The organism is Chromatium okenii (genome assembly GCF_016583745.1).
Lineage (GTDB): Bacteria > Pseudomonadota > Gammaproteobacteria > Chromatiales > Chromatiaceae > Chromatium > Chromatium okenii.
The window spans coordinates 58,061-83,141 of record NZ_NRRQ01000008.1 but is presented as its reverse complement, the minus strand read 5'-3'; the positions used below and the strand labels follow the sequence as shown (position 1 = coordinate 83,141).

Annotated in this window: 27 protein-coding genes and 1 tRNA gene; 16 read left to right on the top strand and 12 right to left on the bottom strand. The window is 56.6% G+C overall.

The features are described from left to right. The first annotated feature begins 85 nt into the window (after positions 1–85). The 4 genes from dnaK (at position 86) to guaA (ending at position 5,766) form a co-directional block, all read left to right on the top strand. A complete protein-coding gene (dnaK, locus tag CKO12_RS04660) occupies positions 86–1,996 on the top strand; it encodes a molecular chaperone DnaK (protein WP_200153568.1) in 1,911 nt (636 codons plus the stop codon). A 130-nt stretch (positions 1,997–2,126) separates the two neighbouring features. Continuing rightward, the gene (gene dnaJ, locus CKO12_RS04655; RefSeq protein WP_200153567.1) at positions 2,127–3,260 is read left to right on the top strand and encodes a molecular chaperone DnaJ; all 1,134 of its coding nucleotides are present in this window, start codon (positions 2,127–2,129) and stop codon (positions 3,258–3,260) included. Then, positions 3,260–4,096, top strand: a complete 837-nt coding sequence (dapB, locus tag CKO12_RS04650) for a 4-hydroxy-tetrahydrodipicolinate reductase (RefSeq protein ID WP_242466207.1) — start codon at positions 3,260–3,262, stop codon at positions 4,094–4,096. Before dnaJ ends, dapB begins: the two co-directional genes overlap by 1 nt. A gap of 95 nt (positions 4,097–4,191) precedes the next feature. Further along, a complete protein-coding gene (gene guaA, locus CKO12_RS04645) occupies positions 4,192–5,766 on the top strand; it encodes a glutamine-hydrolyzing GMP synthase (protein ID WP_200153565.1) in 1,575 nt (524 codons plus the stop codon). A gap of 72 nt (positions 5,767–5,838) precedes the next feature. Here guaA and CKO12_RS04640 read toward each other — a convergent pair whose 3' ends face one another. Next, entirely contained in the window at positions 5,839–6,060 is a 222-nt protein-coding gene (locus CKO12_RS04640; protein WP_200153564.1) for a hypothetical protein, read from the bottom strand. A 137-nt stretch (positions 6,061–6,197) separates the two neighbouring features. Here CKO12_RS04640 and CKO12_RS04635 point away from each other — a divergent pair, with 137 nt between their 5' ends. Further along, entirely contained in the window at positions 6,198–6,665 is a 468-nt protein-coding gene (locus CKO12_RS04635) for a tRNA (cytidine(34)-2'-O)-methyltransferase (protein ID WP_200153563.1), read from the top strand. Positions 6,666–6,668: 3 nt separating this feature from the next. Here CKO12_RS04635 and CKO12_RS04630 read toward each other — a convergent pair whose 3' ends face one another. The 4 genes from CKO12_RS04630 to CKO12_RS04615 all read right to left on the bottom strand — a co-directional run bounded on the left by CKO12_RS04630 (position 6,669) and on the right by CKO12_RS04615 (position 9,079). After that, positions 6,669–7,682, bottom strand: coding sequence for an NAD(P)H-dependent glycerol-3-phosphate dehydrogenase (locus CKO12_RS04630; protein ID WP_200153562.1), 1,014 nt, complete (start codon positions 7,680–7,682; stop codon positions 6,669–6,671). Further along, positions 7,679–8,161: a protein-export chaperone SecB gene (secB, locus tag CKO12_RS04625; protein WP_200153561.1), complete on the bottom strand. Its 483-nt coding sequence runs from the start codon at positions 8,159–8,161 to the stop codon at positions 7,679–7,681. The genes CKO12_RS04630 and secB overlap by 4 nt, the downstream gene beginning before the upstream one ends. Positions 8,162–8,215: 54 nt before the next feature. Then, entirely contained in the window at positions 8,216–8,647 is a 432-nt protein-coding gene (locus CKO12_RS04620) for a rhodanese-like domain-containing protein (protein ID WP_200153560.1), read from the bottom strand. A gap of 93 nt (positions 8,648–8,740) precedes the next feature. After that, entirely contained in the window at positions 8,741–9,079 is a 339-nt protein-coding gene (locus tag CKO12_RS04615; protein ID WP_200153559.1) for an ArsR/SmtB family transcription factor, read from the bottom strand. A gap of 259 nt (positions 9,080–9,338) precedes the next feature. Here CKO12_RS04615 and CKO12_RS04610 point away from each other — a divergent pair, with 259 nt between their 5' ends. From CKO12_RS04610 to CKO12_RS04560, 11 genes are all read left to right on the top strand, one after another. Then, positions 9,339–10,472: a murein hydrolase activator EnvC family protein gene (locus tag CKO12_RS04610; protein ID WP_242466206.1), complete on the top strand. Its 1,134-nt coding sequence runs from the start codon at positions 9,339–9,341 to the stop codon at positions 10,470–10,472. A 56-nt stretch (positions 10,473–10,528) separates the two neighbouring features. Beyond that, positions 10,529–11,851 carry a S41 family peptidase gene (locus CKO12_RS04605; protein ID WP_200153557.1) on the top strand — a complete coding sequence of 441 codons (1,323 nt, stop codon included), beginning with the start codon at positions 10,529–10,531 and terminating at the stop codon, positions 11,849–11,851. Between the two features lie 68 nt (positions 11,852–11,919). Then, on the top strand, positions 11,920–12,477 hold the full coding sequence (locus CKO12_RS04600; protein WP_200153556.1) for a DJ-1 family glyoxalase III: 558 nt from the start codon (positions 11,920–11,922) through the stop codon (positions 12,475–12,477). Further along, complete coding sequence (locus tag CKO12_RS04595) at positions 12,474–13,511, top strand: MraY family glycosyltransferase (protein ID WP_200153555.1); 1,038 nt, start codon at positions 12,474–12,476, stop codon at positions 13,509–13,511. The genes CKO12_RS04600 and CKO12_RS04595 overlap by 4 nt, the downstream gene beginning before the upstream one ends. Before the next feature lie 29 nt (positions 13,512–13,540). After that, positions 13,541–15,394, top strand: a complete 1,854-nt coding sequence (locus CKO12_RS04590; protein WP_200153554.1) for a polysaccharide biosynthesis protein — start codon at positions 13,541–13,543, stop codon at positions 15,392–15,394. A 95-nt stretch (positions 15,395–15,489) separates the two neighbouring features. Continuing rightward, entirely contained in the window at positions 15,490–16,029 is a 540-nt protein-coding gene (locus CKO12_RS04585; RefSeq protein ID WP_200153581.1) for a glycine cleavage system transcriptional repressor, read from the top strand. A 54-nt stretch (positions 16,030–16,083) separates the two neighbouring features. Further along, a complete protein-coding gene (gene queF / locus CKO12_RS04580; RefSeq protein WP_200153553.1) occupies positions 16,084–16,473 on the top strand; it encodes a preQ(1) synthase in 390 nt (129 codons plus the stop codon). A gap of 21 nt (positions 16,474–16,494) precedes the next feature. Then, positions 16,495–17,418, top strand: coding sequence for a 2-dehydropantoate 2-reductase (locus tag CKO12_RS04575; protein WP_200153552.1), 924 nt, complete (start codon positions 16,495–16,497; stop codon positions 17,416–17,418). A 21-nt stretch (positions 17,419–17,439) separates the two neighbouring features. Then, positions 17,440–18,438: a zinc-binding dehydrogenase gene (locus CKO12_RS04570; RefSeq protein ID WP_200153551.1), complete on the top strand. Its 999-nt coding sequence runs from the start codon at positions 17,440–17,442 to the stop codon at positions 18,436–18,438. 32 nt (positions 18,439–18,470) lie between these two features. After that, positions 18,471–19,034 carry a metallophosphoesterase family protein gene (locus CKO12_RS04565; RefSeq protein WP_200153580.1) on the top strand — a complete coding sequence of 188 codons (564 nt, stop codon included), beginning with the start codon at positions 18,471–18,473 and terminating at the stop codon, positions 19,032–19,034. Further along, the gene (locus CKO12_RS04560) at positions 19,028–19,786 is read left to right on the top strand and encodes a PP-loop family protein (RefSeq protein WP_242466205.1); all 759 of its coding nucleotides are present in this window, start codon (positions 19,028–19,030) and stop codon (positions 19,784–19,786) included. The genes CKO12_RS04565 and CKO12_RS04560 overlap by 7 nt, the downstream gene beginning before the upstream one ends. Before the next feature lie 36 nt (positions 19,787–19,822). Here CKO12_RS04560 and CKO12_RS04555 read toward each other — a convergent pair whose 3' ends face one another. The 7 genes from CKO12_RS04555 to CKO12_RS04525 form a co-directional block, all read right to left on the bottom strand. After that, positions 19,823–20,239 carry a response regulator gene (locus tag CKO12_RS04555; protein ID WP_200153550.1) on the bottom strand — a complete coding sequence of 139 codons (417 nt, stop codon included), beginning with the start codon at positions 20,237–20,239 and terminating at the stop codon, positions 19,823–19,825. A 46-nt stretch (positions 20,240–20,285) separates the two neighbouring features. Next, positions 20,286–21,347, bottom strand: coding sequence for an A/G-specific adenine glycosylase (gene mutY / locus CKO12_RS04550; RefSeq protein ID WP_242466204.1), 1,062 nt, complete (start codon positions 21,345–21,347; stop codon positions 20,286–20,288). An 85-nt stretch (positions 21,348–21,432) separates the two neighbouring features. Further along, positions 21,433–21,506: transfer RNA gene (locus CKO12_RS04545), tRNA-Gly, on the bottom strand. 372 nt (positions 21,507–21,878) lie between these two features. After that, positions 21,879–22,121 (bottom strand): thioredoxin family protein, encoded by a 243-nt coding sequence (locus CKO12_RS04540; RefSeq protein ID WP_200153549.1) that lies wholly within the window; start codon positions 22,119–22,121, stop codon positions 21,879–21,881. Between the two features lie 17 nt (positions 22,122–22,138). Continuing rightward, positions 22,139–23,158 (bottom strand): permease, encoded by a 1,020-nt coding sequence (locus CKO12_RS04535; protein ID WP_200153548.1) that lies wholly within the window; start codon positions 23,156–23,158, stop codon positions 22,139–22,141. Between the two features lie 24 nt (positions 23,159–23,182). Then, positions 23,183–24,139: a lysylphosphatidylglycerol synthase transmembrane domain-containing protein gene (locus CKO12_RS04530; RefSeq protein ID WP_200153547.1), complete on the bottom strand. Its 957-nt coding sequence runs from the start codon at positions 24,137–24,139 to the stop codon at positions 23,183–23,185. After that, the gene (locus CKO12_RS04525) at positions 24,136–25,080 is read right to left on the bottom strand and encodes a lysophospholipid acyltransferase family protein (RefSeq protein WP_338032694.1); all 945 of its coding nucleotides are present in this window, start codon (positions 25,078–25,080) and stop codon (positions 24,136–24,138) included. Before CKO12_RS04525 ends, CKO12_RS04530 begins: the two co-directional genes overlap by 4 nt. Position 25,081: the final 1 nt, after the last annotated feature.

The following is a 25,081-nucleotide window of genomic DNA, read 5'->3' as shown; positions in this document are numbered from 1 at the left end:
AATTAACGGGGATTTTTCCCCATTTGACATCTTGACTGGGCGCTGCGGCGCTCTCCCTAAACATCTTTTTGGAGCGTGAAGTTTTATGGGCAAAATTATCGGTATCGACCTTGGCACCACCAATTCCTGCGTTGCGGTGATGGAAGGTGACACGGTGAAGGTGATTGAGAACGTCGAAGGCGACCGCACCACGCCGTCCATCATCGCCTACACCAACGACGGTGAAGTGCTGGTGGGGCAGTCGGCGAAACGCCAGTCCGTCACCAATCCCGCCAACACGTTGTTTGCGATTAAACGCTTGATTGGACGGCGGTTTGAGGATCAGGTTGTCGCCAAAGATAAGGACATGGTGCCTTACAAAATCGTCAAGGCTGACAACGGCGATGCGTGGGTGGAGATCAACGGCAAGAAAATGGCACCGCCGGAAATCTCCGCCAAGGTGTTGCAGAAGATGAAAAAGACCGCCGAGGATTATCTCGGTCACGCGGTCACTGAGGCGGTGATCACCGTTCCGGCCTATTTCAACGATTCGCAGCGGCAGGCGACGAAAGATGCTGGGCGCATCGCCGGTTTGGAGGTCAAGCGCATCATCAATGAGCCAACGGCAGCGGCGCTGGCGTATGGCATGGACAAGCGGCGCGGCGATCAAAAAATCGCGGTTTACGATCTCGGCGGCGGCACCTTTGACGTGTCGATTATTGAGATCGCTGAGATTGAAGGCGAGCATCAGTTTGAAGTGCTTTCCACCAACGGCGATACCTTCCTCGGTGGCGAAGATTTTGATATGCGGATCATTGATTTCCTCGTTGAGGATTTCAAAAAGAGCCAAGGGTTTGATTTGCGCAACGATCCGCTGGCGCTGCAACGGCTGAAAGAGGCGGCGGAAAAAGCCAAGATCGAACTCTCCACCAGTCAGCAGACCGACATTAATCTGCCGTATATCACCGCCGATCAAAACGGCCCGAAGCATCTCAACGTCAAGCTGACTCGCGCCAAGCTGGAGTCGCTGGTGGATGAGCTGGTGGATCGCACCATCGACCCGTGCCGCATCGCGCTGAAAGATGCGGGACTTGCTGCCGGACAAATCGACGAGGTGATTTTGGTCGGCGGGCAGACGCGGATGCCGAAGGTGCAGGCCAAAGTTGAGGAATTCTTTGGCAAAACCCCGCGCAAAGATGTCAATCCCGATGAAGCTGTGGCGATTGGCGCGGCGATTCAGGGCGGCGTGCTCGGCGGCGAAGTCAAGGACGTGCTGTTGCTGGATGTGACGCCGTTGTCGCTCGGCATCGAAACGCTCGGCGGCGTGATGACCAAGCTGATTGAGAAAAACACCACGATTCCGACCTCGGCGCAGCAGGTGTTTTCGACCGCTGAGGACAATCAAACCGCCGTTACCGTCCATGTGTTGCAGGGCGAGCGCGAACGCGCAGTCAGCAATAAATCGCTGGGGCGGTTTGATTTGAGCGATATTCCGCCCGCGCCGCGTGGGGTGCCGCAGGTGGAGGTGAAATTTGACATCGACGCCAACGGCATTTTGAACGTGTCGGCGAAAGACAAGGCGACCGGCAAGGAGCAGTCCATCATCATCAAGGCGTCATCTGGCTTGTCGGAAGGCGAAATCGCCAAGATGGTCAAGGATGCTGAGGCTCATGCTGAGGAAGATCGCCATTTCCACGCGCTGGTTGCCGCTCGCAATCAGGCCGATTCCATGATTCACGCCACCCGCAAATCCATGGATCAGCTTGGTGACAAGATTGAGAGCGGCGAGAAATCATCCATCGAATCCGCGATCACTGATTTAGAAGCGGCGATGAAGACTGAGGATAAAGATCGGATTGAATCTCTGACCAAGGCGCTGGGCGAAGTCTCTGGCAAGATGGCAGAGCGGTTGTATGCCAATCCGGGCGATGCTGGCGCTGCATCTGAGGCGCCGAAAAAAGCGGCGGATGATGTGGTTGATGCGGAATTTGAAGAAGTGAAGGACAACAAAAAATAAGGCGGCGAATGACGCGCCGGTTTTCGCTTGACCACTTAAAAAAAGCGCCCCGGCGTCCTCAACGCCGGTGCGCTTTTCGCCGTTGAGGATGACGGTTTTTTGATGATTGTTGGCGACTGGATATAACGATATGGCAAAACAAGATTATTACGACGTATTAGGCGTTCCGCGTAACGCCAGCGAAGCCGATTTGAAAAAAGCATTTCGGCGTTTGGCAATGAAATATCACCCGGATCGCAATCCCGATGATGGCGAAGCAGAGGCAAAATTTAAGGAAGCGAAACTCGCCCACGATGTGTTGAGCGATCCGAAAAAACGCTCCGCTTATGATCAATTTGGTCATGCGGGAGTAGAAGCGGGCGCGGGTGGTTTTGGCGGTGGCGGCGGGGCGAGTTCATTCTCCGATATTTTTGGTTCTGATATTTTCGGGGATATTTTCGGCGGCCGCGCCGGTGGTGGTCGCCGCAATCAGCGCGGCGTGGATTTGCGTTATGACTTGACGTTATCGCTGGAAGATGCGGTCAACGGTAAAGAGGTCAAAATTCGGATTCCGGTGCAAGTCGATTGCCAATTTTGCAACGGCAGCGGCGCTAAACCGGGCACGCAGGCGAAAAAATGTCCGACTTGCGGCGGCGTCGGTCAGGTGCGGATGCAGCAGGGTTTTTTCTCAATTCAACAAACCTGCCCCGATTGTCGCGGCGCTGGCACGGTGATTGACGATCCTTGCCCGCACTGTCGCGGACGCGGGCGCATTCAAGAGGAAAAAACGCTGGCGGTGAAGGTGCCAGCGGGTGTGGATAATGGCGACCGCATTCGTTTGGCGGGTGAAGGGGATCGCGGTGAACAAAATGGTTCACCGGGTGATTTATATGTGCAAATTCAGGTGCAAGCGCATCCGATTTTCACCCGTGAAGACAACAATTTATATTGCCAAGTGCCGATTAGTTTTGTTACGGCAGCACTCGGTGGTGAATTGGAAGTGCCGACGTTGGATGGCAAGGTGATGTTAAAAATTCCGCCGGGCACCCAAACCAGTCAATTATTCCGCATTCGCAATAAAGGGGTGAAACCGGTACGCGGTGGCGCAATTGGTGATTTAATTTGTCGCGCCGTGATTGAAGTGCCGATTAACTTAAATGAGCGTCAAAAAGAATTGCTGCAAGAATTCGAGTCGAGCGTGCAAGAAGGCGGTTCCCATCACAATCCGCAATCACATTCTTGGCTGGATGGCGTGAAAAAGTTTTTTGAAAAAATGGGGCTGTGATGATGACAACAACTGACATCCGCATTGCTGTTGCTGGCGCGGGCGGGCGCATGGGACACGCGCTGGTGCAGGCGATCAGCGCCAGCCCCGGTTTGACGCTCGGTGCGGCGACCGAGCGCAGCGGCAGTTCCGTGCTCGGCGCAGATGCGGGGGAATTGGCGGGCGTGGGGCGCTGCGGCGTGGTGGTGAACGCTGCGTTGAGCGCGGTGCTGGCGGATTTTGAGGTGTTGATTGATTTCACCACGCCGACGGCGACGCTGGCGCATCTGGACAGTTGTCGGCGAACGGGCAAGCGGATGGTGATTGGCACCACTGGCTTGGATGCTGCGCAGCGGGCGCAGATTGCGGCGGCGGCGGCGGACATCGCTATCGTGCTGGCACCGAATATGAGCGTCGGCGTTAATCTGTGTTTCAAGCTGCTGGACATCGCTGCGCAGGTGCTGGGTGAGGAAGTCGAGGTTGAAATTATCGAGGCGCATCATCGCCATAAGGTCGATGCGCCGTCTGGCACGGCGCTGCGGATGGGCGAAATCATCGCGGCAGCGCGGGGACGTGAGTTGGCGGAAGTGGCGGTGTACGGGCGCGAAGGTCAAACCGGTGCCCGCGCTCGCCCGACGATTGGTTTTGAGACGATTCGCGCTGGCGACATCGTGGGCGAGCACAGCGTTTGGTTTGTGGCCGACGGCGAGCGGGTGGAAATTGCCCACAAAGCCTCAAATCGGTTGAATTTTGCGCGGGGCGCGACGCGAGCAGCGCAGTGGCTGATGACGCAGGAACGCGGGTTATTTGATATGCAAGATGTATTGGGATTGCGGTGGGAATTGCCTGCCGCGTGAGCGTTTTATGCTAAACATCATCCAGTTGCGCGGGCGATGCCGTTTTGCCGCACCCACAACTGACAACTGACAACTGACAACTGACAACCGTAGCAATGTCCAACATCCACGCCGACCGCATCCTGATTCTCGACTTTGGCTCCCAATACACCCAACTCATCGCCCGCCGCGTGCGGGAAGCTGGCGTGTATTGCGAACTGCATCCACATGACCTTGACGCCAGCGCCATCTGCGATTTTGCCCCCAGCGGCATCATCCTCTCCGGTGGCCCGCAGTCGGTTCATGCCACCGACACGCCCCGCGCCAATCCGCTGGTGTTTGATCTCAACGTGCCCGTACTCGGCATCTGCTACGGGCTGCAAACGATGGCGGCGCAACTCGGCGGCAGCGTCATTCCCGCCACGCACCGCGAATATGGTTATGCACAAGTCCGCGCTCGCGGTCATTCGCGGCTGCTGCGCGACATCGAAGATCACACCACCGCCGAAGGCTTTGGGCTGCTGGATGTGTGGATGAGTCACGGCGACCGCGTAGACACGCTGCCGCCCGGCTTCACCGTCATCGCCGAAACCGACAGCGCCCCGCTCGCTGGCATCGCGGATGAAGAACGGCGTTTTTATGGCGTTCAATTTCATCCCGAAGTCACCCACACCCGCCAAGGTCAACGCATCATCGAGCGGTTTGTTCACGACATTTGCGGCTGCGGCCGCCTGTGGACGCCAGACCACATCATCGCCGACAGCTTGGCGACCATTCGCGCCCAAGTCGGCAGCGACAAAGTGCTGCTCGGTTTATCTGGCGGCGTCGATTCCAGCGTCGTCGCCGCGCTGCTGCACCGCGCCATCGGCGAACAATTGACCTGCGTCTTCGTTGACAACGGTCTGCTGCGGCTCGGCGAAGGCGATCAAGTGATGGCGACCTTTGCGCGGCACATGGGCGTGCGCGTGATTCGGGTGGATGCTGAAACGCTGTTTTTAAGTCGCTTGGCGGGCGTGACTGACCCTGAACAAAAACGCAAAATCATCGGCAATACCTTTATTGAAGTATTCGATGCCGAAGCCAGTAAAATTACCGATGTGAATTGGTTAGCGCAGGGCACTATTTATCCCGATGTGATTGAATCAGCCGGCAGCAAAACGGGTAAAGCCAAGGTGATTAAATCGCATCACAACGTCGGCGGTTTACCAGAACACATGCGGCTTAAGTTAATTGAACCGCTGCGGGAATTATTCAAAGACGAAGTGCGGCGCGTGGGAATTGAATTAGGCTTGCCGGCAGAAATGGTCTATCGCCATCCATTTCCCGGACCGGGCTTAGGCGTGCGCATTTTGGGCGCAGTGCAGCGCGAAGATGCCGACACCTTGCGCCGCGCCGATCACATTTTTATTGAAGAATTGCACCGCGCCAATCTTTACGATCAAGTTTCGCAAGCCTTCGCGGTCTTTTTACCGGTGCGCTCGGTCGGCGTGGTCGGCGACAATCGCCAATATGCGCATGTTATCGCGCTGCGGGCAGTGGAAACGGTGGATTTTATGACGGCGCGGTGGGCACATCTGCCGTATGAATTTCTTGATGTGGTGTGCCGCCGAATTGTGAATGAAGTGCCGGGCGTCTCCCGCGTTGTCTATGACATTACCGGCAAGCCGCCGGGGACGATTGAATGGGAATAAGTAATTAACCGCCATTAAAAAACCCGCGTGTTGAGCGCGGGTTTTTTAATAACGCAATTCGGTAATCAATACTCAGCGCACAGAACCCACAATCTCATGTGCCAAATCGACAACGCGATTCGCCATGTCGATATACTCTTGGCGATAATTCGCCAGCAATCCTTCATCAGACGCCCAATAATCTTTACCAGAAACGCCGTTCTCATGCTCATAAGCGATGAATTGCTTTTGCATGTCCAGCATCTTATCAATCAACTCTTGCTTTTCAGTTTTCAGCGCAGCGATGTCGCTCATTAGATGGTGTCCTCCAACAGTTGCGGATGCGGTCTCAATGCAGACCATTTTGGTGCAAATCGAATCGCTAATATACCATGCGTTTAAGAAGATGCGTCAATCCGCACCCACTGCGCCCCAATTCCACAGCAAAACCAATGTTTAATCTCATTTTATACGAACCCGAAATTCCACCGAATACCGGCAACGCGATGCGCTTGACTGCCAACACTGGCGCTCGTCTGCATCTCATTGAACCGTTGGGATTTACGCTGGATGACCGGCTGTTGCGGCGGGCGGGTTTGGATTACCGCGAATGGGCGGAGGTGCAGGTGCATCCATCACTGGCTGCGTGTTTGCGGGAATTAGCGGGGGCGCGTTTATTTGGCGTGACCACCAAAGGTGCGACTTGTTACACCACGCCGCAGTATCAACCTGGCGATGCGCTGTTATTCGGCCCGGAAACGCGGGGCTTGCCGTCGGCGGTGTTGGAGGCGCTGCCGCCGGAGCAGCGGATTTATGTGCCGATGATGCCCAACAATCGCAGCTTGAATTTGTCCAACGCAGTCGCCGTCGTCGCGTTTGAAGCGTGGCGGCAACTGGCATTTGCCGGTGCCGCTCACTAATAATCAACCGAGTTCCGGTTTTGGCTCTCGTTCCAACAACGCTGCCGTCGCCTGTTCGGGCGATACCTGCGCATACAGCACCCGATACACCTGCTCGCTGATCGGCATATCAATGCCGAGCGCGGCAGCCAGCGCCTGCACCGATAACGCCGTCACCACGCCTTCCACTTCCTGCCCGATCTCCGCCAGCGCCGTCGTCACACTCAAGCCCCGCGCCAGCGCCAGCCCCAGCCGCCGATTGCGGGATTGATTGTCGGTGCAGGTCAGCACCAAATCGCCCATTCCGGCCAAGCCAGTGAAGGTTTCAGCGCGACCACCGAGCGCCGTGCCCAGCCGACTCAATTCCGCCAACCCGCGTGTAATCAACGCAGCGCGGGTGTTGGCACCAAAACCCAATCCATCCGCAATGCCGGTGGCGATGGCGAGCACATTTTTTGCCGCGCCCGACACTTCTACGCCGATAATGTCGCTGCTGGTGTACGCACGAAACCGCTCGCTGTGCAGCAACTGCGCCAGCCGTCCGGCAAATTCGGGATGATTGGCTGCGACCGTGACCGCCGTCGGCAACCCGCGTGCCACTTCCAACGCAAAGCTCGGCCCAGAAATCACCGCCAACTGCCGCGCCACGCCCAAAACCTCATGGGCGACGGCGTGCAGCAACTGCCCAGTAGTGGGATCAAAACCTTTGGTTGCCCACGCGATGCCGCTGTGTTCTGGCAAGCGGGAGGGCAATTGTGAAAGGACATGACGAAACGCATGACTCGGCACCACCAATACACACTCGGTCGCGCCCGCCAGCGCCTCATCCAACGAGAGCGTCGGCATCAACTGCGGCGGCAGTGGAAAACCGGGCAGAAATTGGCGGTTCTCACCGTCGCGCTGCAAAGCGTCAATCTGCGCGGCATCGTGACTCCACAGCCGCACCTGATGACCGTTGCGGCACAGCAACAATCCCAGCGCAGTGCCCCACGATCCTGCGCCGAGAACAGCGATGGTGGCAGGCGCGAACCGACTCAATGTTTGACTTCCTCAGCGGCAGCGGCTTGTGCCTGCTGCTGGTGTTGCGCAAACAGCACATCAAAATTGACGTGTTGGAGCACGAGCTGCGGAAAGCTGCCCTTGACCACGAGATCGGACACCACTTCCCGCGCATACGGGAACAGCAAGTTCGGACAATATGCACCCAACATCGGCGCAATTTCGGCGTCATTAAAGCCCACCAGACTGAAGATGCCGGCTTGTGCCACCTCCACGATAAACGCAGTTTTGTCGTCACCGACCGTCACCGTGACCGTCACCAGCAACGTCACTTCATACAGCGTCGCGTCGAGCTGGACGATCTTGGTATTGATGTTGAGATCGTGCTTGGGCTTCCACTCGCCGCGAAAAATCTCCGGCGCGTTGGGTGCTTCAAACGAGACATCTTTGGTGTACACGCGCTGGACGGAAAACTGCCGCTCGGCAGTGGGCGCGGTGTTCTGATCGTGCTCGGTCATAAACTCAATATCCTGATTAGATTAAAAAATAACTGGCGTGCTACTGCGACGCAGTTACGATTTTTTCTTCGAGAGCGGCTGGCCGGCGCTTTCCCACGCCAGCACCCCGCCTTGCAGATTAAACACTGCGGTAAATCCAGCTTTGCGCAATTGCCCACACGCCATCGACGACTGCGCCCCGGAGCGACAACTCACAATCAGCGGCTTCTCACGATATTTTTGCAACGTGGCCAACTGTTTGCTAAAGCCGTTCATCGGGAGGTTGATCGCGCCGAGGATGTGTCCCTTGGCATAATCCGCCGCCGGACGCACGTCGAGCACCACCGCCTCCTGTTGATTCATCATCGCCACTGCTTGCAGCGGCGTGACGCTGCCTTGATTGCCGACGATGAGATTGTGGATGAGCAAGCCAACAATCACGGCCAACACGACAAATAAAAACCAGTGATTTCCTAAAAATTCAAGCAATTGGCTAAAAAACGTCATCGTTTTCACTCTTAAAAAAAGTTGTCAGTTGTCAGTTGTCAGCGATCAGTCAGCAGCGCCGTCGTGACTGACAACACCATCAATTGTGCAATCTCAGCGTCCGCGCTGGCAAAACACCTCGCGCATCATGCCAATCAACCGCAAAGTGCGATTATCGCTGACACGATAAAAGACGCGATTGGCATCTTTACGCGCCGCGAGAATGCCTTTATCGCGCAGAATGGCAAGATGTTGCGAGATGTTGCTTTGTGAGGTGCCGACTTGATCGACGATGTCTTGTACGCTGATTTCGCGGTCGCCCAGCGTACACAGAATTTTCAAGCGCAACGGATGCGACATCGCTTTTAACGACCGCGAAGCACGATCAATATCGTGATCGTCGGCGAGAAGGCTCATGCCGGGTTGGTCATCAGCGGGGGAATTCAGGATCATCGACGGATGATCCAGGTTATTGATCATTTCGGGAAAGTCTACTTATTTATTCACTCACAATAATCTGACCGACTGCACAGCCGCCGTCAACACTGCGGCAGCGGCATTTGGATTCTGCGCTTGGTTTCATTGCATGTCACATCACCTGCTTTGCTGTTTCATCTCACGCGGTTGCGTCAACACGGCTCCGTTAGCACCTCCGCGCGCGCACCGGCGCGGATGGAGCGGAGCACTGCTGTATTTATTCAGCGCCATCTGGATGACAGCGCAGGCCGCGCCTGATCCCGCCATTGCCAATTCTGATAAACAATTGAGCACGCTTGAACAGCAAGCCGAAGTGATTAGCGCCGAATTGATTGGGCGGGAAACCGAGCGAGCGGCGCTGGTCAACGAATTAAAAGCACATGAAAAAACAATTGCGGAATTGAGTTTATCCACCCGTGATTTAGAGCGGGATATTAAAGAAAAAAATCGCGCTGCGACGGAATTAAAAGCGCGACAAACTGAAGAACAAGCGGCGCTAGAGGTGGAGCGTGAGCAATTAACGGACTTATTGCGCACGGCGTATATCATGGGACGCGCTGATCGGCTGCGGTTATTGCTCAATCAAGAAGACCCCGCGCAAGCCAGTCGGATGTTGTCGTATTTCGCTTATTTCAATCGGGAGCGGGTGCGCCGGATTTTGGCGGTAAAACAGCGGGCAGAACGGATCACTGCGTTGGTGGGAGAAATTGAGGCGGAGGTGGCGCGACTGGCGGCGTTGATGACGGAAAAAGACGCGCTGCGCCAGCAGGCAGATGTCATCCGCCAACAGCGGGCACAAATTTTGAAAGAATTGGAAACGCTGATCGCCAGTCGCGCTGAGAATTTGCAGGCGCTGCGCCGAGATGCGGAGTCGCTGCGGCGCTTGGCAGAACATCTGCGCCAACGCGCTGAGATTCGGGCCGAGCTGGATGTGCAACGCGCCCCGTTTCGAGAGCGGCAAGGTAAACTGTCATGGCCGCTGCTGGAGGGGCGCGTGGTGACTGCGTTTGGGACGCCTAAACCCGATTCCAAACTGCGCTGGGATGGCGTGCTGTTGGCGGCGCGAGAAGGCGAGCTGGTGCGCACCGTCAACGATGGGCGCGTGGTGTATGCCGATTGGCTGCGCGGCTTCGGGCTGCTGCTGGTGGTTGATCATGGCGATGGGTTTATGACGCTTTACGGTCACAATCAGGCGCTGCTGCGCGAGCTGGGCGAATGGGTCGCCACTGGCGATGACATTGCGTTGAGTGGCAACAGCGGCGGCCGCGATAAACCGCTGCTGTATTTCGCCATCCGCCATCACGGTCAGCCGCTTGATCCGACGCAGTGGTGCCGCCGCGCCAGCGACCAGCAAGCCGCGATGCACTGATAACCGCCAACTACAAAAAACCAATTGTGTTCATTAAAAACAATCGAGTACCTACCATGATGCGCCGTCCGTTGCTCACTTTAATTCACGCTGGAATCCTCGTTGGTCTTGCGGCTTGGCCGGTTGCAGGCAGCCGCGCCGATGAAAATGCGCCGGTCGATCCGCCCGCAGCGGCTGCCGGTGAGTTGCCGCTCGAAGAGCTGCGCACCTTTGCTGATGTGTTTGGGCGGATTAAAGAGGATTACGTCGAAGCTGCGCCCGACCGGGCGTTAATTGAAAACGCGATTCGCGGGATGTTGAGCGGGCTTGATCCGCATTCGGCATATCTCAACGCCGATGATTATCGTGATTTACAAATCGGCACCAGCGGCGAATTCGGCGGGCTGGGAATTGAGGTCGGGCTGGAGGACGGTTTCGTCAAAGTGATTTCGCCGATTGATGACACGCCGGCACAACGCGCTGGCATTCAAGCCGGTGATTTGATCATGCGCATCGACGAGAAGGCGGTGAAAGGCTTGAGTTTGAGCGAGGCGGTCAAGCTGATGCGCGGCAAGGCGGGTACCAAGGTGCGTTTGACGGTGCTGCGCGGCGAGAAGCAACAGCCGTTCGAGGTGACGTTGGAGCGGGCGATGATTCAGGTGGAAAGCGTGAAAAGTCGCACGCTGGAGCCGGGTTATGGCTACGTCCGTATTTCCAATTTTCAAGCGCCGACGACGGATGCGCTGGCTAAGGCGATTGCGGCACTAAAACAGGCAAATGACGGGACGTTGCGCGGAATGGTGCTTGATCTGCGCAACAATCCGGGCGGGGTGTTGAATGGCGCGGTGGGCGTCAGCGATGCGTTTTTGACGGAGGGCTTGATCGTCTACACCCAAGGACGCGAGGTGGAGAGTCGGGTGCAATTTGACGCGGGGCCGGATGATTTGCTCAACGGTGCGCCGTTGGTGGTGCTGGTGAATGGCGGCAGTGCTTCGGCTTCAGAAATCGTGGCGGGCGCGTTGCAGGATCATAAACGGGCGCTGGTGATGGGCACGCAAACGTTCGGCAAAGGCTCGGTGCAAACCATTGTTCCGCTGACGGAAACCACCGCGCTCAAGCTGACGACGGCGCGGTATTACACCCCGTCGGGGCGGTCGATTCAGGCGCAAGGGATCACGCCGGACATCGTGCTGGCGCGGGGCGAATTTAAGCCGCTGACGCAGCAGGATTTGGGGGCGGTGAAGGAAGCGGATTTGGCGCGGCATCTTGAGCAAGGCAAAGCGCCAGCAACGCCGCAAGATCAGCAAAAAGACGTTAAAGCGTTGATTACGGAAGATTTCCAGCTTTCAGAAGCGTTGACCGTGTTGAAAGGGCTGACGATTCTTCATCGGCCGCGTTAGTTGCAGTTGTCGGTTGTCAGTCGTGCGCTGTGACTGGCAACTCAAAAACCCATTTCGGAGCTGTTCCCATGCCAACTGTGTTGATTCCGCTCGCTGCGGGTTGTGAAGAATTGGAAGCCGTGACCTTGATTGATTTGCTGCGCCGGGCTGGCTGTTTAGTCACCACCGCCAGTTTGCAGCCCGGTCCGGTCACTGCCAGCCGGGGCGTGGTGTTTCTCGCCGATACCACGCTTGATGCGGTGCTGGAGCAGGAATTTGATTTGATTGTGCTGCCGGGCGGTTTGCCGGGTGCGGTGTATTTGCAACAGGATGAACGCGTGATCGCGCTGATCCAGCGCCAGCACGCCGCCAAACGTTATGCCGCTGCGATTTGTGCCGCGCCAGCGGTGTTGGCTCATGCCGGAGTGCTCGATGGCAAAACGGCGACCAGTTATCCCGGTTCGGTCGCGGCGGCGGATTATCCGCAGGTGACGTTGATTGATGCGCCGGTCGTGATTGACGGAAACATCGTCACCAGTCGCGGGCCGGGGACGGCAATGGATTTTGCGTTGCAATTGATTGAGTTATTGCAGGGCAGCGCCTGCCGTGAGCAGGTTGAGCGCGGATTGGTGCGCCAGCTCGCATGATGTGGACGCTGGCGCTGGTCAGCACGGCGGCGCTGGTGCTGAGTGGCGCGACAACGCAGTGGTTGATGGCACGGGCGGCGCGGGGCTGGGGCGCGTTCGATCAACCGAATGCGCGGTCATTGCACACCAGCCCAATTCCGCGCACCGGCGGCGTGGCGGTGCTGATTGGCGCAGTCGTGCCGCTGCTGACGGTGCTGCTGATCGGTGCTGACGCGATTGCACCTGAATTGATCGGATTGAGCGCGGCGCTGGCGCTGGTGGCGGGGATTTCACTGCTGGACGATGTGCGCCAAGTGCCGCCACTCGTGCGTTTATTAGTACACGGCGCGGCGGCGGGGCTGCTGCTGAACGGTGGCATGGCGATGACGACGCTGGCAGTGCCGGGCTTCACGCTGGCGCTGCCGCCGGTGGTGGCGGCTGGAGTGACGCTGCTGGCGGTGGTGTGGATGATTAACCTGTACAACTTCATGGACGGTTTAGATGGCTTTGCCGGCGGCATGGCGGTGAGCGGATTTAGTGCGCTGGCGCTGCTGAGTTGGCAGGGCGGCGATCCGCTGTTGACGCTGGTGGCTGCGAGCATTGCCGCTGCCGCACTCGGATTTTTAACTGGCAATGTCCCGCCAGCGCGGATTTTTCTCGGCGATGTCGGCGCAGCAAGTTTGGGTTTACTCGCCGCTGGTTTATCGCTGTGGGGCAGTCAGCGCGAAGTTTTTCCGCTGTGGGCGGCGGCGCTGGCATTTTCGCCCTTTATCGTTGATGCGACTTGGACGTTGGTGACGCGGCTGCGGCGCGGCGAACGGCTGTGGGAAGCGCACCGCTCTCATCATTATCAACGGCTTGTATTGGCGGGTTGGTCGCACCGTGACACGCTGCTGCGCAGTTACGCGCTGATGATCGCCGCCGCACTATCCGCAGTCGCAGCCCCGCGCTTGCCAACGCCAGAACAATGGTTATTGCTGACGGCGTGGGCGACGCTGTATGTACTGATTCATCAGCGCGTCGCGGTGGTGGAACGCAGCACCACTGACAACTGAAAACCGACAACTGACAACTTCCCCCTCCCATGAATCCAATGATCGACCGGCTGCGCTCCCGCACCGCCGCCTTTGCCCACGATTTGCTGACCGTGCCCGTGAGTTGGTTGCTGGCGTACTGGCTGCGCTTCAATCTCGATCACGTCCCGCCAGAATTTATCAGCGGGGCGCTGCACTCGCTGCCGTGGGTGATCCTGATTCAAGGCACGATTTATTGGCAATTCGGGCTGTATCGCGGCGTGTGGCGCTTCGCCTCGCTGCCCGATTTAGTGCGCATTAGCAAAGCGGCACTGGCAGGCACGGCGTTGATTTTATTCGTCTTATTTATCTTCAATCGCTCCGCGCTCGTGCCGCGCTCAATTCCCGTGTTGTATTTCGGGCTGCAACTGCTGCTGCTCGCCAGCCCGCGCTTGATTTACCGCTGGCTCAAAGATCATCGCCTCACGCTGTCTGCCGGCCAGCGGGTGTTGATTATCGGCGCGGGACGGGCGGGAGAAATGCTGGTGCGCGATCTGTTGCGCGATCCGCAGCAGGCGTATGTCCCGCTCGGATTTGTGGATGACAAGCTCCGGCGGCAGGGTTCAGAAGTGCATGGCGTCCCGATTGTCGGCGCAACGGCGGCGATTCCCACGCTCGTCACCCAACTGGGCATTGACGTATTGCTGCTGGCGATTCCGAGCGCCACCGCCCGCGAGATGCGCCGTTTAGTCGAATTGTGCGAACACACCGGGCTGCCTTTTCGCACCGTGCCCGAATTACACCGGCTGATGCGCGGGCAAATCCATCTCAGCCAATTGCGGCCAGTGTCGATTGAAGATTTGCTGGGACGCGATCAAATCACGCTGGATTGGACGGGCATTCATCGTGGGCTGGCGGGGCGCGATATTTTGATCACCGGCGCGGGTGGTTCGATTGGTTCTGAGCTGGTGCGCCAGCTCGCCGTCAGCGGCGCAGCGCGGCTGATTTTGGTGGATAACGGCGAGTTCAATCTGTATCGCATCGCGCTGGAACTGTCGGAAACGCATCCCGAACTGCGGCTGGCGCGACATCTGTTAGACATCACCGACGCGCCTGCCGTCGCCGCGCTGTTTGAAAACGAGCGCCCCGCCATCGTGTTTCACGCTGCCGCTTATAAACACGTCCCGCTGTTGCAAGACCAACTGCGGGTCGCCGTGCGCAACAACGTCATCGGCACGCGGATCGTCGCCGAGGCGGCGGCGGCGAGTGGCTGCGAACGCTTCGTGCTGATTTCCACCGACAAAGCCGTCAATCCCACCAACGTGATGGGAGCGACCAAGCGCGTCGCCGAGGCGATTTGCCGGTTATATGACGGGCAATGCGGCTGTCGGTTTATCACCGTGCGCTTCGGCAACGTGCTGGGTTCTGCCGGCAGCGTGGTGCCGCGTTTTCAGCAGCAAATTGAACAGGGCGGGCCGGTGACGGTGACGCACCCTGAGATTGAACGCTTTTTTATGACGATTCCCGAAGCCTGCCAGCTCATCATGCAGGCGGCAGTGTTGGGCGCAGGTGGGGAGATTTTCGTGCTCGACATGGGCGAGCCGATCAAAATTCGCTATCTCGCCGAGCAGATGATTCGGCTGTCTGGGCGCGAGCCGGGGCGCGATATTGCCATCACTTACACGGGTTTACGTCCCGGCGAAAAGCTCTATGAAGAACTGTTTTATGCGTCCGAGGCGCTGGTAGCAACGGGACATCCGAAAATCCGCGTTGCCCGCTGCCACGCCGGTTTGAGCACTGCCGCCATCACGCACGCGCTGGCAACGCTACAAACCGCCGCCGCCGCTGCCGATTCTGCCGCGATGTGCGCTGCCTTTGCCTTGCTTGAGATTGATTTACCCGACCCACCGCAGTCGCCAGCCTGAGCGGTCAATGCGGCGTGAGATGGCGTGGTAAACTCGCCGCCCGTTTGATTCCGCACCCATCTCTCACTCTTCAACCAGCAACCTTTGGCGCAGATATGACCCGGCAAAAGACCTATCTTGTGATCTCAGCACTCGGCGAAGACCATCCCGGCATCGTCAATCAACTTTCTAAAGTCGTGCTTGAACACGGCTGCAATATCGAAGACAGCCGCATGACGGTGCTCGGTGGCGAGTTTGCGGCGATGCTTTTGGTGGAAGGTAAATGGAATACGCTCGCCAAAATTGAACACGCGCTGCCCGAATTAGAACGTCATTTAGGCATGACCATTATTTCTAAACGCACCGGCGAACGCACCACGCGCAATAATTTATTGCCGTATGCGGTGGATGTGGTGTCATTAGATCATCCCGGCATTATCAATAATTTGGCGGGTTTTTTTGCAGAACGTAAAATCAACATTGAAGATATGGCAACCAGCAGTTATGCCGCTGCGCATACCGGAACGCCAATGTTTTCCGTGCATATTACGGTCGGCATTCCGGCTGATATTCATATTGCAGGGCTGCGCGAAGAATTTATGGATTATTGCGACGCCCTCAATTTAGATGCGGTGTTAGAGCCACTTAAAGGTTAAATCCCAACCCCCTTTTTCAAAAGGGGGCTTTTTATTGTTGACGAGAGCGAATTCATGTCCAGCGTCCCCAGCAAATCACTTGACACCTTTCCGAATCCGCAGCAAGAACGCGATTATACCATTCGGATGCGCATTCCTGAATTCACCTGTTTATGCCCCAAAACCGGACAACCCGATTTTGCTGAATTGCATTTAGACTATGTGCCCGCGCAATTGTGCGTTGAATTAAAATCGCTCAAAAATTATATCTGGTCATATCGCAATGAGGGCGCATTTCACGAAGCCGTGACCAATCAGATTCTCAATGATTTAGTTGCTGCGATTGCCCCGCGTTTTATGCGTTTGACCGCAGTTTTTAATGTGCGCGGCGGAATTTTTACGACGGTGATTGTTGAACATCGCGCCAACGATTGGCAGCCGCCAATGCAGGTGCAATTGCCTTAATTTGCGTTTGGAATCGACATTATGGCGCTTTCTTTTACGATTCTCGGCACGGGCGCACTCGGCGGTTTTTATGGCTCGCGGTTATTGCAGAGCGGCGCGACGGTGCAATTCATCGCGCACAGCGATGTTGCATTTATCCGCGAACACGGGCTGCGCGTCGATTCGCCGCTCGGCGATGTGCATCATCAACCGGTGGCGGTGTATGCCGCCGATGAGGCGATTCCGCCGGCAGATGTCGTGTGCATTGCGCTAAAAACCACGCAAAATCATTTACTTCCCGAATTGCTCGCGCCGTTGGTACACGACAACACGGTGCTGTTAAACCTGCAAAACGGCTTGACGCTGGAAGACGAGCTGGCGGCGTGGTTTCCGCACGCCAACATCATCGCTGGGCTGTGTTTTCTGTGCGCCAACAAGCTCGGCCACGGTCACATCGCGCATCTTGACTACGGGCTGGTCAGTTTTGCGCCCCGCGATGAGCGCAGCGCGGCGTGGATTCCGCAGTTGCTGGCGGCGTTCGCAGCGGCCGGCATTCCAGTGGAATCTCAGCCCGAATTGACGACGGCGCGGTGGCGTAAGTTGTTGTGGAATATCCCGTTTAATGGATTGTCGGTGCTGCTCAATATGAACACCGATGGATTGATGGCGGACGCCGAGGCGACGGCACTGGCGGAGCAATTGATGGCGGAAGTGAGCACGGGCGCGGCGGCGTGTGGGGTGCAATTTGCGGATGATTTTCCCGCGCAGTTGCTGGAAACCACGCGGCGGATGAAGCCTTATGCGCCGAGTATGCGTTTGGATTATTTGGCAAAACGGGAATTAGAAATCGAATATCTGTACCGGCGACCGCTGCGCGAAGTGGCGCGGCACGGCGTGCGGTTGCCAGCGGTGGAGGCGATCACGCGGCTGTTGAGCAGCACAGATCGTCACAATCGTTTGGTCTGAACACTGCGGAGTCTCAAAACGATGCAAGCCATTGAAATCCATGAAACTGGCGACCCGTCAGTGCTGCAACTGGTCGAGCGCCCGCTCCCGCAAATCACTGCGCCGACGGAAGTTTTGGTCAAGCTGGCAGCGGCGGGCATCAATCCGGTCGATACCAAAATCCGGCGCAATGGCGCGATGCTGGCGGCGGGGCTGCCGCTGATTCCCGGCTGCGACGGCGCGGGCGCGATTGCGGCGGTTGGCGCTGCCGTGACGCGGTTTCAGCCCGGCGACGCAGTTTGGTTTTGTCACGGCGGACTCGGTGGCGCAGCGGGCAATCACGCGGAATATCGCGTGATCGATCAAGCACTTGTGCAACCAAAGCCGGCGACGTTGAGCATGACTGAAGCTGCGGCTGCGCCGTTGGTATTGCTCACGGCGTGGGAGGCGCTGCATGAGCGGGCGCAGCTCGCTGCCGGACAACAGGTGCTGATTCACGGCGGCGCGGGTGGCGTCGGACATGTGGCGATGCAATTGGCGGTCGCGGCGGGAGCGCGGGTCTGTACCACCGTCAGCTCTCCCGAAAAAGCGGCGTTTGCTCAGGCACTTGGCGCAGAACGCTGCATCAATTACCGCGAGGAAGATGTGGTCGCCGCCGTGCGCGAGTGGACGGACGGGCGCGGCGTGGACATCGCGCTGGATACGGTTGGGCCGGCAGTGTTTCAGCAGACGATTCCAGCGGTGGCGCATTACGGCGATCTGGTGACGATTTTGGATCCCGGCGCGAGCGTCGATTTCAAAGAGGCGCGGCTGCGCAATTTGCGCCTGAGTTTGGTGCTGATGCTCACGCCGCAAGTGCGCAATTTAGCGACCGCGCTGGCGCGACAAGGCGACATTCTCAACCGCTGCGCGGCGTTGATTGCGCGGAGTGCGGTGCGGATTCACGTCTCCCACACTTTCCCGCTGGCGCAGGTGGCAGATGCTCATCGCGTGCTGGAGCTGGGGCATGTGACCGGCAAGCTGGCGCTGGTGTTGGACTGACATTGGCGGCAGAACTCCTCGACATTGCGACCATGACGCAGGTCAAGGTCGCGCTGGTGTCCGACACGCATGGCATGTTGGATGTGCGGATTCAGCACCTGGTGACGCAATGTGATCTGGCGGTACACGGCGGCGACATCGGCTGCGCGACGGTGCTGGCGCAGTTGCAACCGCGTTTGGGGCGGGTGTTGGCGGTGTTTGGCAATAACGACGTGGCGCAGAAATGGCCGGAAGCGGATCGGCGCTTGTTGGAACATGTGCCGGAATGGTTCGCGCAGCCCTTACCGGGCGGGCAATTGGTGGCGATTCATGGGCATCAATTGCTGGCGCGAGACCGCCATCAATCATTGCGCGGGCGTTTTCCGCAAGCGCGGGCGATTGTGTACGGTCACAGCCATCATCTCGTCGTCGATGTGAGCGCCAGCCCGTGGGTGCTCAATCCGGGCGCGGCGGGGCGCATTCGCACGCACGGCGGCCCCTCCTGTTTGGTGCTCACTGCGACGCCCACCACTTGGCAAATTGAAACCTATCGTTATGCGCCAGCGCCCTTAAATCCGCGTTTAAGCTATTACGCCAATTTAATTCCACCATGTTAAAACCACCCAAATCGTTATTGCGCCAAGTTGGTCGCGCTATTGCTGATTTTCAGATGATTGGCGATGGCGACCGCATTTTAATTGGCGTCTCTGGCGGCAAAGATTCCTTATCACTGCTGCATATTCTCAATCATTTACGCAGTTATGCGCCAGTGAACTTTGAAATAGCGGTATTAACGGTTGATCCCGAAGTGCCGGGTTTTGATCCGCAGCCCTTACAACAGTATTACGCCGATCTCAATATCGCGTGGCATTACGAACAGCAGCCGTTATTAGCACAAGCGCAAATACACATGAGCGGCGATTCATTTTGCGCCTATTGCTCGCGGATGAAACGCGGAATCATGTATCGCTTATGTCGTGAGAATAATTATAACGTACTGGCGCTGGGACAGCATTTAGATGATTTAGCGGAAAGTTTATTGATGTCGTTATTTCACGGCGGGCAATTGCGGACGATGAAAGCGCATTATCGGAATCAAGACGGCGATGTGCGGATTATTCGCCCGCTGGCATATTGCCGTGAGCGGCAAATGGCCGATTTTGCCAGCCGCGCTAAATTGCCAGTGATTGCTGATTCTTGTCCGGCGTGTTTTTCTAAACCGACGCGGCGCGAATATATGAAAGCACTGCTTGCGCGTGAAGAAGCTGCGCACAGTCATTTATTTGCCAATATCTTACACGCGCTGCGCCCCATTATGATTGAAGGTGAATTACCGACGCCGGGGCGGGTGCTGAATGATTGCGGGTGAAGCTGTTGATTGTTATCGCTGGATTTTCTGAATCATTTATTCTGTTTTACGCGGACGTTTATTTAAGCATTCCTGAATATGCGCCTGTAAAATGGCTGGCGAAAAGGGTTTAGACACATAACCAGTGACGCCAGCATCAATGGCATCACGTACCTGATTGCAGCTTTGTTCCGCCGTAACCATTAGCACCGGTAATTTTTGCAAGCGTTGAAACTTTATATCTTCGCGCACGGCATGTAACACTTCCAAGCCGCTAATGCCCGGCATATTCCAATCACAGATTAAAATATCAACGATATTATCGCTGAGTTTTTGCAAGGCTTCCCGACCATTTGCCGCTTCAATAATCTCAAAGTTGCCCATTCGATTTAATACGGCACGAATCAGCATCCGCATGGATGCCATATCGTCAACCACTAAAACTTTTATCGGTTTGGGTATTTTAGAGATCATGAGTATTTTATGCGGTTAGCGATGGTTGCGCGAAAGGTAAGTTATTTTATTGATTGTGAAAAAGCACACTGTCACATTCTGCTGCACGCAAGGCGTCATTATCAGCCATGATGATTTTTTTCACCGGCGCTGGTAAACCAATGCTGGACAATTGCGCCACATCAAACCAACAACAACGGTCGGCAGTGATTATTCCGGCGGTGGCGACTACGAGCCGCGCCAGCTCTATTTTTAATTTGAAATGCGTAAAGCTGTGGCGACGAGCGGGCGGGCGTTCAACGTGTTGCGGGCTGAGATCGAGATGCGTGCGACACCACGCCGTCGGATCGGCGTCAAGTGCCACTTCCGGCAGGCTCCACAATCCGCCCCAAATGCCCGTCGGCGGGCGCTGGTGCAGCACAATTTTGCCGCAGCGCGAGCGGATGAGCAGCAATAAGGCGGTGCGTTCTGTCAGCGGTGGGCGCGGGCGACTGGTGGGGAATTCGTGTTGACGCTGTTGCGCGTGAGCGCGGCATAAAGTCAGCAGCGGGCAGCGATCACAGGCGGGATGACGGCGGGTGCAGAGGGTCGCGCCAAGGTCCATCAACGCTTGATTGTAAGCGGCAGTGCGGGTCAGCGGCGTCAGGTTGGTCGCCAGCGCCCAGAGTTGCGCGGTCACTTCGGGGCGACCGGACCATCCTTCTAGCGCAAAACAGCGGCTCAATACGCGCTTGACGTTGCCATCCAAAATTGGATGCGACTGTCCGGCCGCGAAGGTCAAGATCGCGCCGGCGGTGGAGCGCCCAATCCCCGGCAACGCCTGCACCTGCGCGATCTCACGCGGAAATTCGCCCTGATATTGCGCACACAACAGTTGCGCGGTGCGATGTAAATGGCGGGCGCGGGCGTAATATCCCAGCCCCGTCCACTGCGCCAGCACTGCATCAAGGGGCGCAGCAGCGAGCGTCGCTACCGTCGGAAACCGCGCCATAAAGCGTTCAAAATAAGGAATCACGACTGCGACCTGCGTTTGTTGCAGCATGATTTCCGACACCCAGACGCGATACGGCGTGGGATCGTGTTGCCAAGGTAAGGTGTGACGACCGTGCTGATCGAACCAACTCAGCAAGGCGGAAGCGATAGCAGCGGGAGTGAATTCAGACAGGGGAATGCGCCTGTGATGGCGAGAAACACGCGGGAATGAGGCGAAAAACTGGAGCGGGTGATGGGAATCGAACCCACGCTATCAGCTTGGGAAGCTGAAGTTCTACCATTGAACTACACCCGCGCAGTGAGGGGGCGGAGTCTAGGCATTCACTCGCAGCTTGGCAAGCGGTGCGCTGGCAGCGTCACTTGCCGCCGTCGTTCAATTCGCCTCACAATAGCGGCAGATTCATGTCACCTTGGAGCACATTGATAATGAAATGGTATGGCATTTTATTAGGAGCAATTTTGGGTATTTTAGTCGGCACCTTTATTGGATATTTTTTCGTGCCGGGAATGCTAAAATAAAATGAGTATTTTACAATTTTTCGCTTTACAATGACGGCTCTTCGTTGGTTAATCATTTCACAACAGTGACACGACGTTTTTAATCAACCCCCTTTTTGAAAAAGGGGGCTATTGTTTACCGCTGCACTTGCGGTTAAACACAAATGAACTATTCCGCAGCGCGAAACCAACTCTCAATTGCGCTGCGTTCTGGAATACCTCCCGAATGCACCACCACGCCATCAATTACCACGCCGGGCGTGGCCATAATACGATAACGCATGATGTCCTCCATCCGTTCTACCTTTTCCAATTCAATTGCCACGCCCAGCGCCTGTGCAACTTCTTCTACTAATGCCCGCGTCGTCTGACAATTACGGCAACCGGTGCCGAGAATTTTAACCGCTTTCATCACTTCACCTCATTTCGTTATAACAACCAATTAAACACATAACCAACAACTAAAATTCCTGTCGCCACCACCCCAACAAAGGTAACAATGAGTTGCCAGCGTAATACTTTCCGCAAAATCAACAATTCCGGTGCCGATAACGCAATCACACTCATCATAAATGCCAAGGTAGTACCAAGTGCCGCACCCTTTGCAATTAACGCCTGCACAATGGGAACAATTCCAGCGGCATTGCTATACATTGGAATGCCTAATAATACCGCCGCTGGCACCGCCCACCACACGTCGCGTCCCATAAAACTAGCCAGCACATTTTCTGGTACATAACCATGAATGGCTGCACCTAAACCAACGCCAATCACGACATATAACCACACCTTTCCCACAATCTCGCGGACGTGTTTCATACCCGCTGCCAGTCGCGCTGTCCAATCCAATGCAAGTCCATCGTTTGGTTGCGGTGCTGCGTCTTCACCATAATGAATTGCTCGCACCCAATCTTGTAGATAGTGCTCCATATTGAAGGCTCCAATCACGATTCCAGCACTGATTGCAACCAATAATCCCAAGCCTAAATAAAGCGCAGCAACTTGCCAACCAAATAAACTCAGCAGCAGCGCCAGCGCGATTTCGTTAATCATTGGTGCCGCAATTAAAAACGAAAAAGTGACTCCAAGCGGCACTCCAGCAGTGATAAAGCCAATAAATAATGGAATCGCCGAACAGGAGCAAAATGGCGTCACAATGCCAAGTGCTGCTGCTAACGCATTGCCTACTCCTAAACGGCGTCCCGCTAATAATGCTCGCGTGCGTTCTGGAGCAAAAAAGGTTTGAATGATGCCCATCACAAACACGATGCCCAATAAAAGCAGCAGCACCTTTGGTGTTTCATAACAGAAAAAATGCACCGCTTCGCCCAATGGCGTTGCTCGCGTCAATTGCATGGCGGCAATGAGCGCATCAGCGACGGTGTTGAGATGGCTATAACTCAATAACCAGATCACTGCCAGCGTTACTAATAAAATCAATTGGCGCATTTAATTTGCCTCCTTTAATCACCATCAATTTGCGTGGCGTTCAGTGCGATTGTTGACCGGTATCAATAGCCCCAGCGCCCCCAATAATACGGTGCTGCCTAATAAAAAAAGATGCAAATTGACTGCACCTGCCAGCGCCAATTGTGGCGCAATTCCCAATGGTGTTAATGCGGCGACCATTGCTAATTCATAACTGCCGCTGCCGGCGATGCCATGCACGGGCAACACGCTTGATAATTCTGCACCGAGGACGGCGAACCATAATTGCCAATACGCCAGCGGTAAAAAGAAGTGTAATAAACTCACAAATGCAGCGAATTTGAAACTCCAAATAAAAAGCGTCCACCCATACAATCGCGCAATGAGCCACCAGTGCTGCGGCGCTGTTTGCACCGCTTGTCGCAAAACGCGCCGCAGGCGTCCGTCTCCGCGCAATCTGTGCGCCGTGTGGAGCCGCTGGAGCTGCGGGATGAGTCCCAAGCTGGCGAGCCAAACGGCGGCGCTCATCCCGCCCACCAGCGTCGGTTCGCGCAGGTTGACAATGGCGAGCGCGATCAGCACGAGGCAGTGCAAATCAAATAAACGCAACCAAATCAAGGTCGTTATCGCCGTGAGGAGGTTGCTCCCGAAATAGCGTTGCAGCAGCCACGGAAATACCAGCTCGCCGCTGCGCATCGGCAGCAAGTTATTGGCAACGTTGTGAAAAATGGTGAGACGCAGCAATAACGGGAAGTGGCGGATGCCGAAGGGCTGGAGAATGGTGCGCAGACGCCCGGCGCGGAGGACGTAACTGAGCGCGGTGAAGGTCAACACTCCGGCGAGGTGCAGCGGTGCGACCTCGCGCCAAGGTGCCAGCAGCGTGCTCCAGCCGATGCTCAATTCCACCGCCGTCACGAGCAGCGCCAGCACCGCGAATCCCAGCAGCCAATCACGCCGCCGTCCCCAGCGCCCCGGCGGATGTTGCGGTGCCAATTGCGTCATCGCCGCTGCCGCCGCACGCGGGGCGGATACAACGCTGGCGCACCCGGCGGACGGGTTTTGAAACGGCGATGAACCCAGAAATACTGCGCAGCGTGCGGCGGCAGCGCGTCTTCAATCACTTGATTCATCTGCGCGGTGTCGGCGACCGGCTCGCCGCTGGGAAACTCTGACAACGGCGGCTGAAAAATCACCTCCACGCCGCGTCCCCACGCCGCAAAGCGCATGATCGTTGGAATCACCACCGCATCAGTCAGCGCCGCAAAGCGTCCCAACATCGGCACTGTGGCGGCAGGTTGACCGCAAAAAGGTACCCAGATGCCGCGCCGTCCCGCATCTTGATCGGGCAAATAGAACAACGGCGTCCCGCGCTTGAGAAGGCGAATCAAGCTCCGCAGCGGGTCTTGACGTTCAATCGCCACGCTGCCGAATTGACACCGTGCCCGCCGAACGCGCCACGCAAATACCGGATTGCGCGGCTCCTGATACATGTAGGCGCTGGGATGAATAAATGCGGCCAAACCCGCTCCGCCTAAATCAACCGCCAAAAAATGCGGCACCAAAAAAATGAGCGGGCGAGCAGCCGCGAGTTGCGCCGCCACAATTTCTTGCTGCTGAAAATGAATCAAGCGTTGCAAGCGCGGGCGCGAAATGCCCCAACTCACGCCCTGACTGAGTGCCGCCACGCCCAGCCACCCAAAATGCGTCCACAGCAGCCACTCACGGCGCATCCGGCTCAGGTGCGGGAAGCAACAAACGAGATTGCATCGCGCCACCGCCCGGCGCTGGGGCACGATGAAATAAGCCAAGCGCCCGATGATGCCGCCCAGCGCCCACAGCACCGGCCACGGCAGCCGCCCCAAGAGTTCGATTAAAGCGACGCCACTCCAACTGAGCCAATAACGCGGATGGAGTAAACTGGTATCAAATGCTGGCTGTATCACG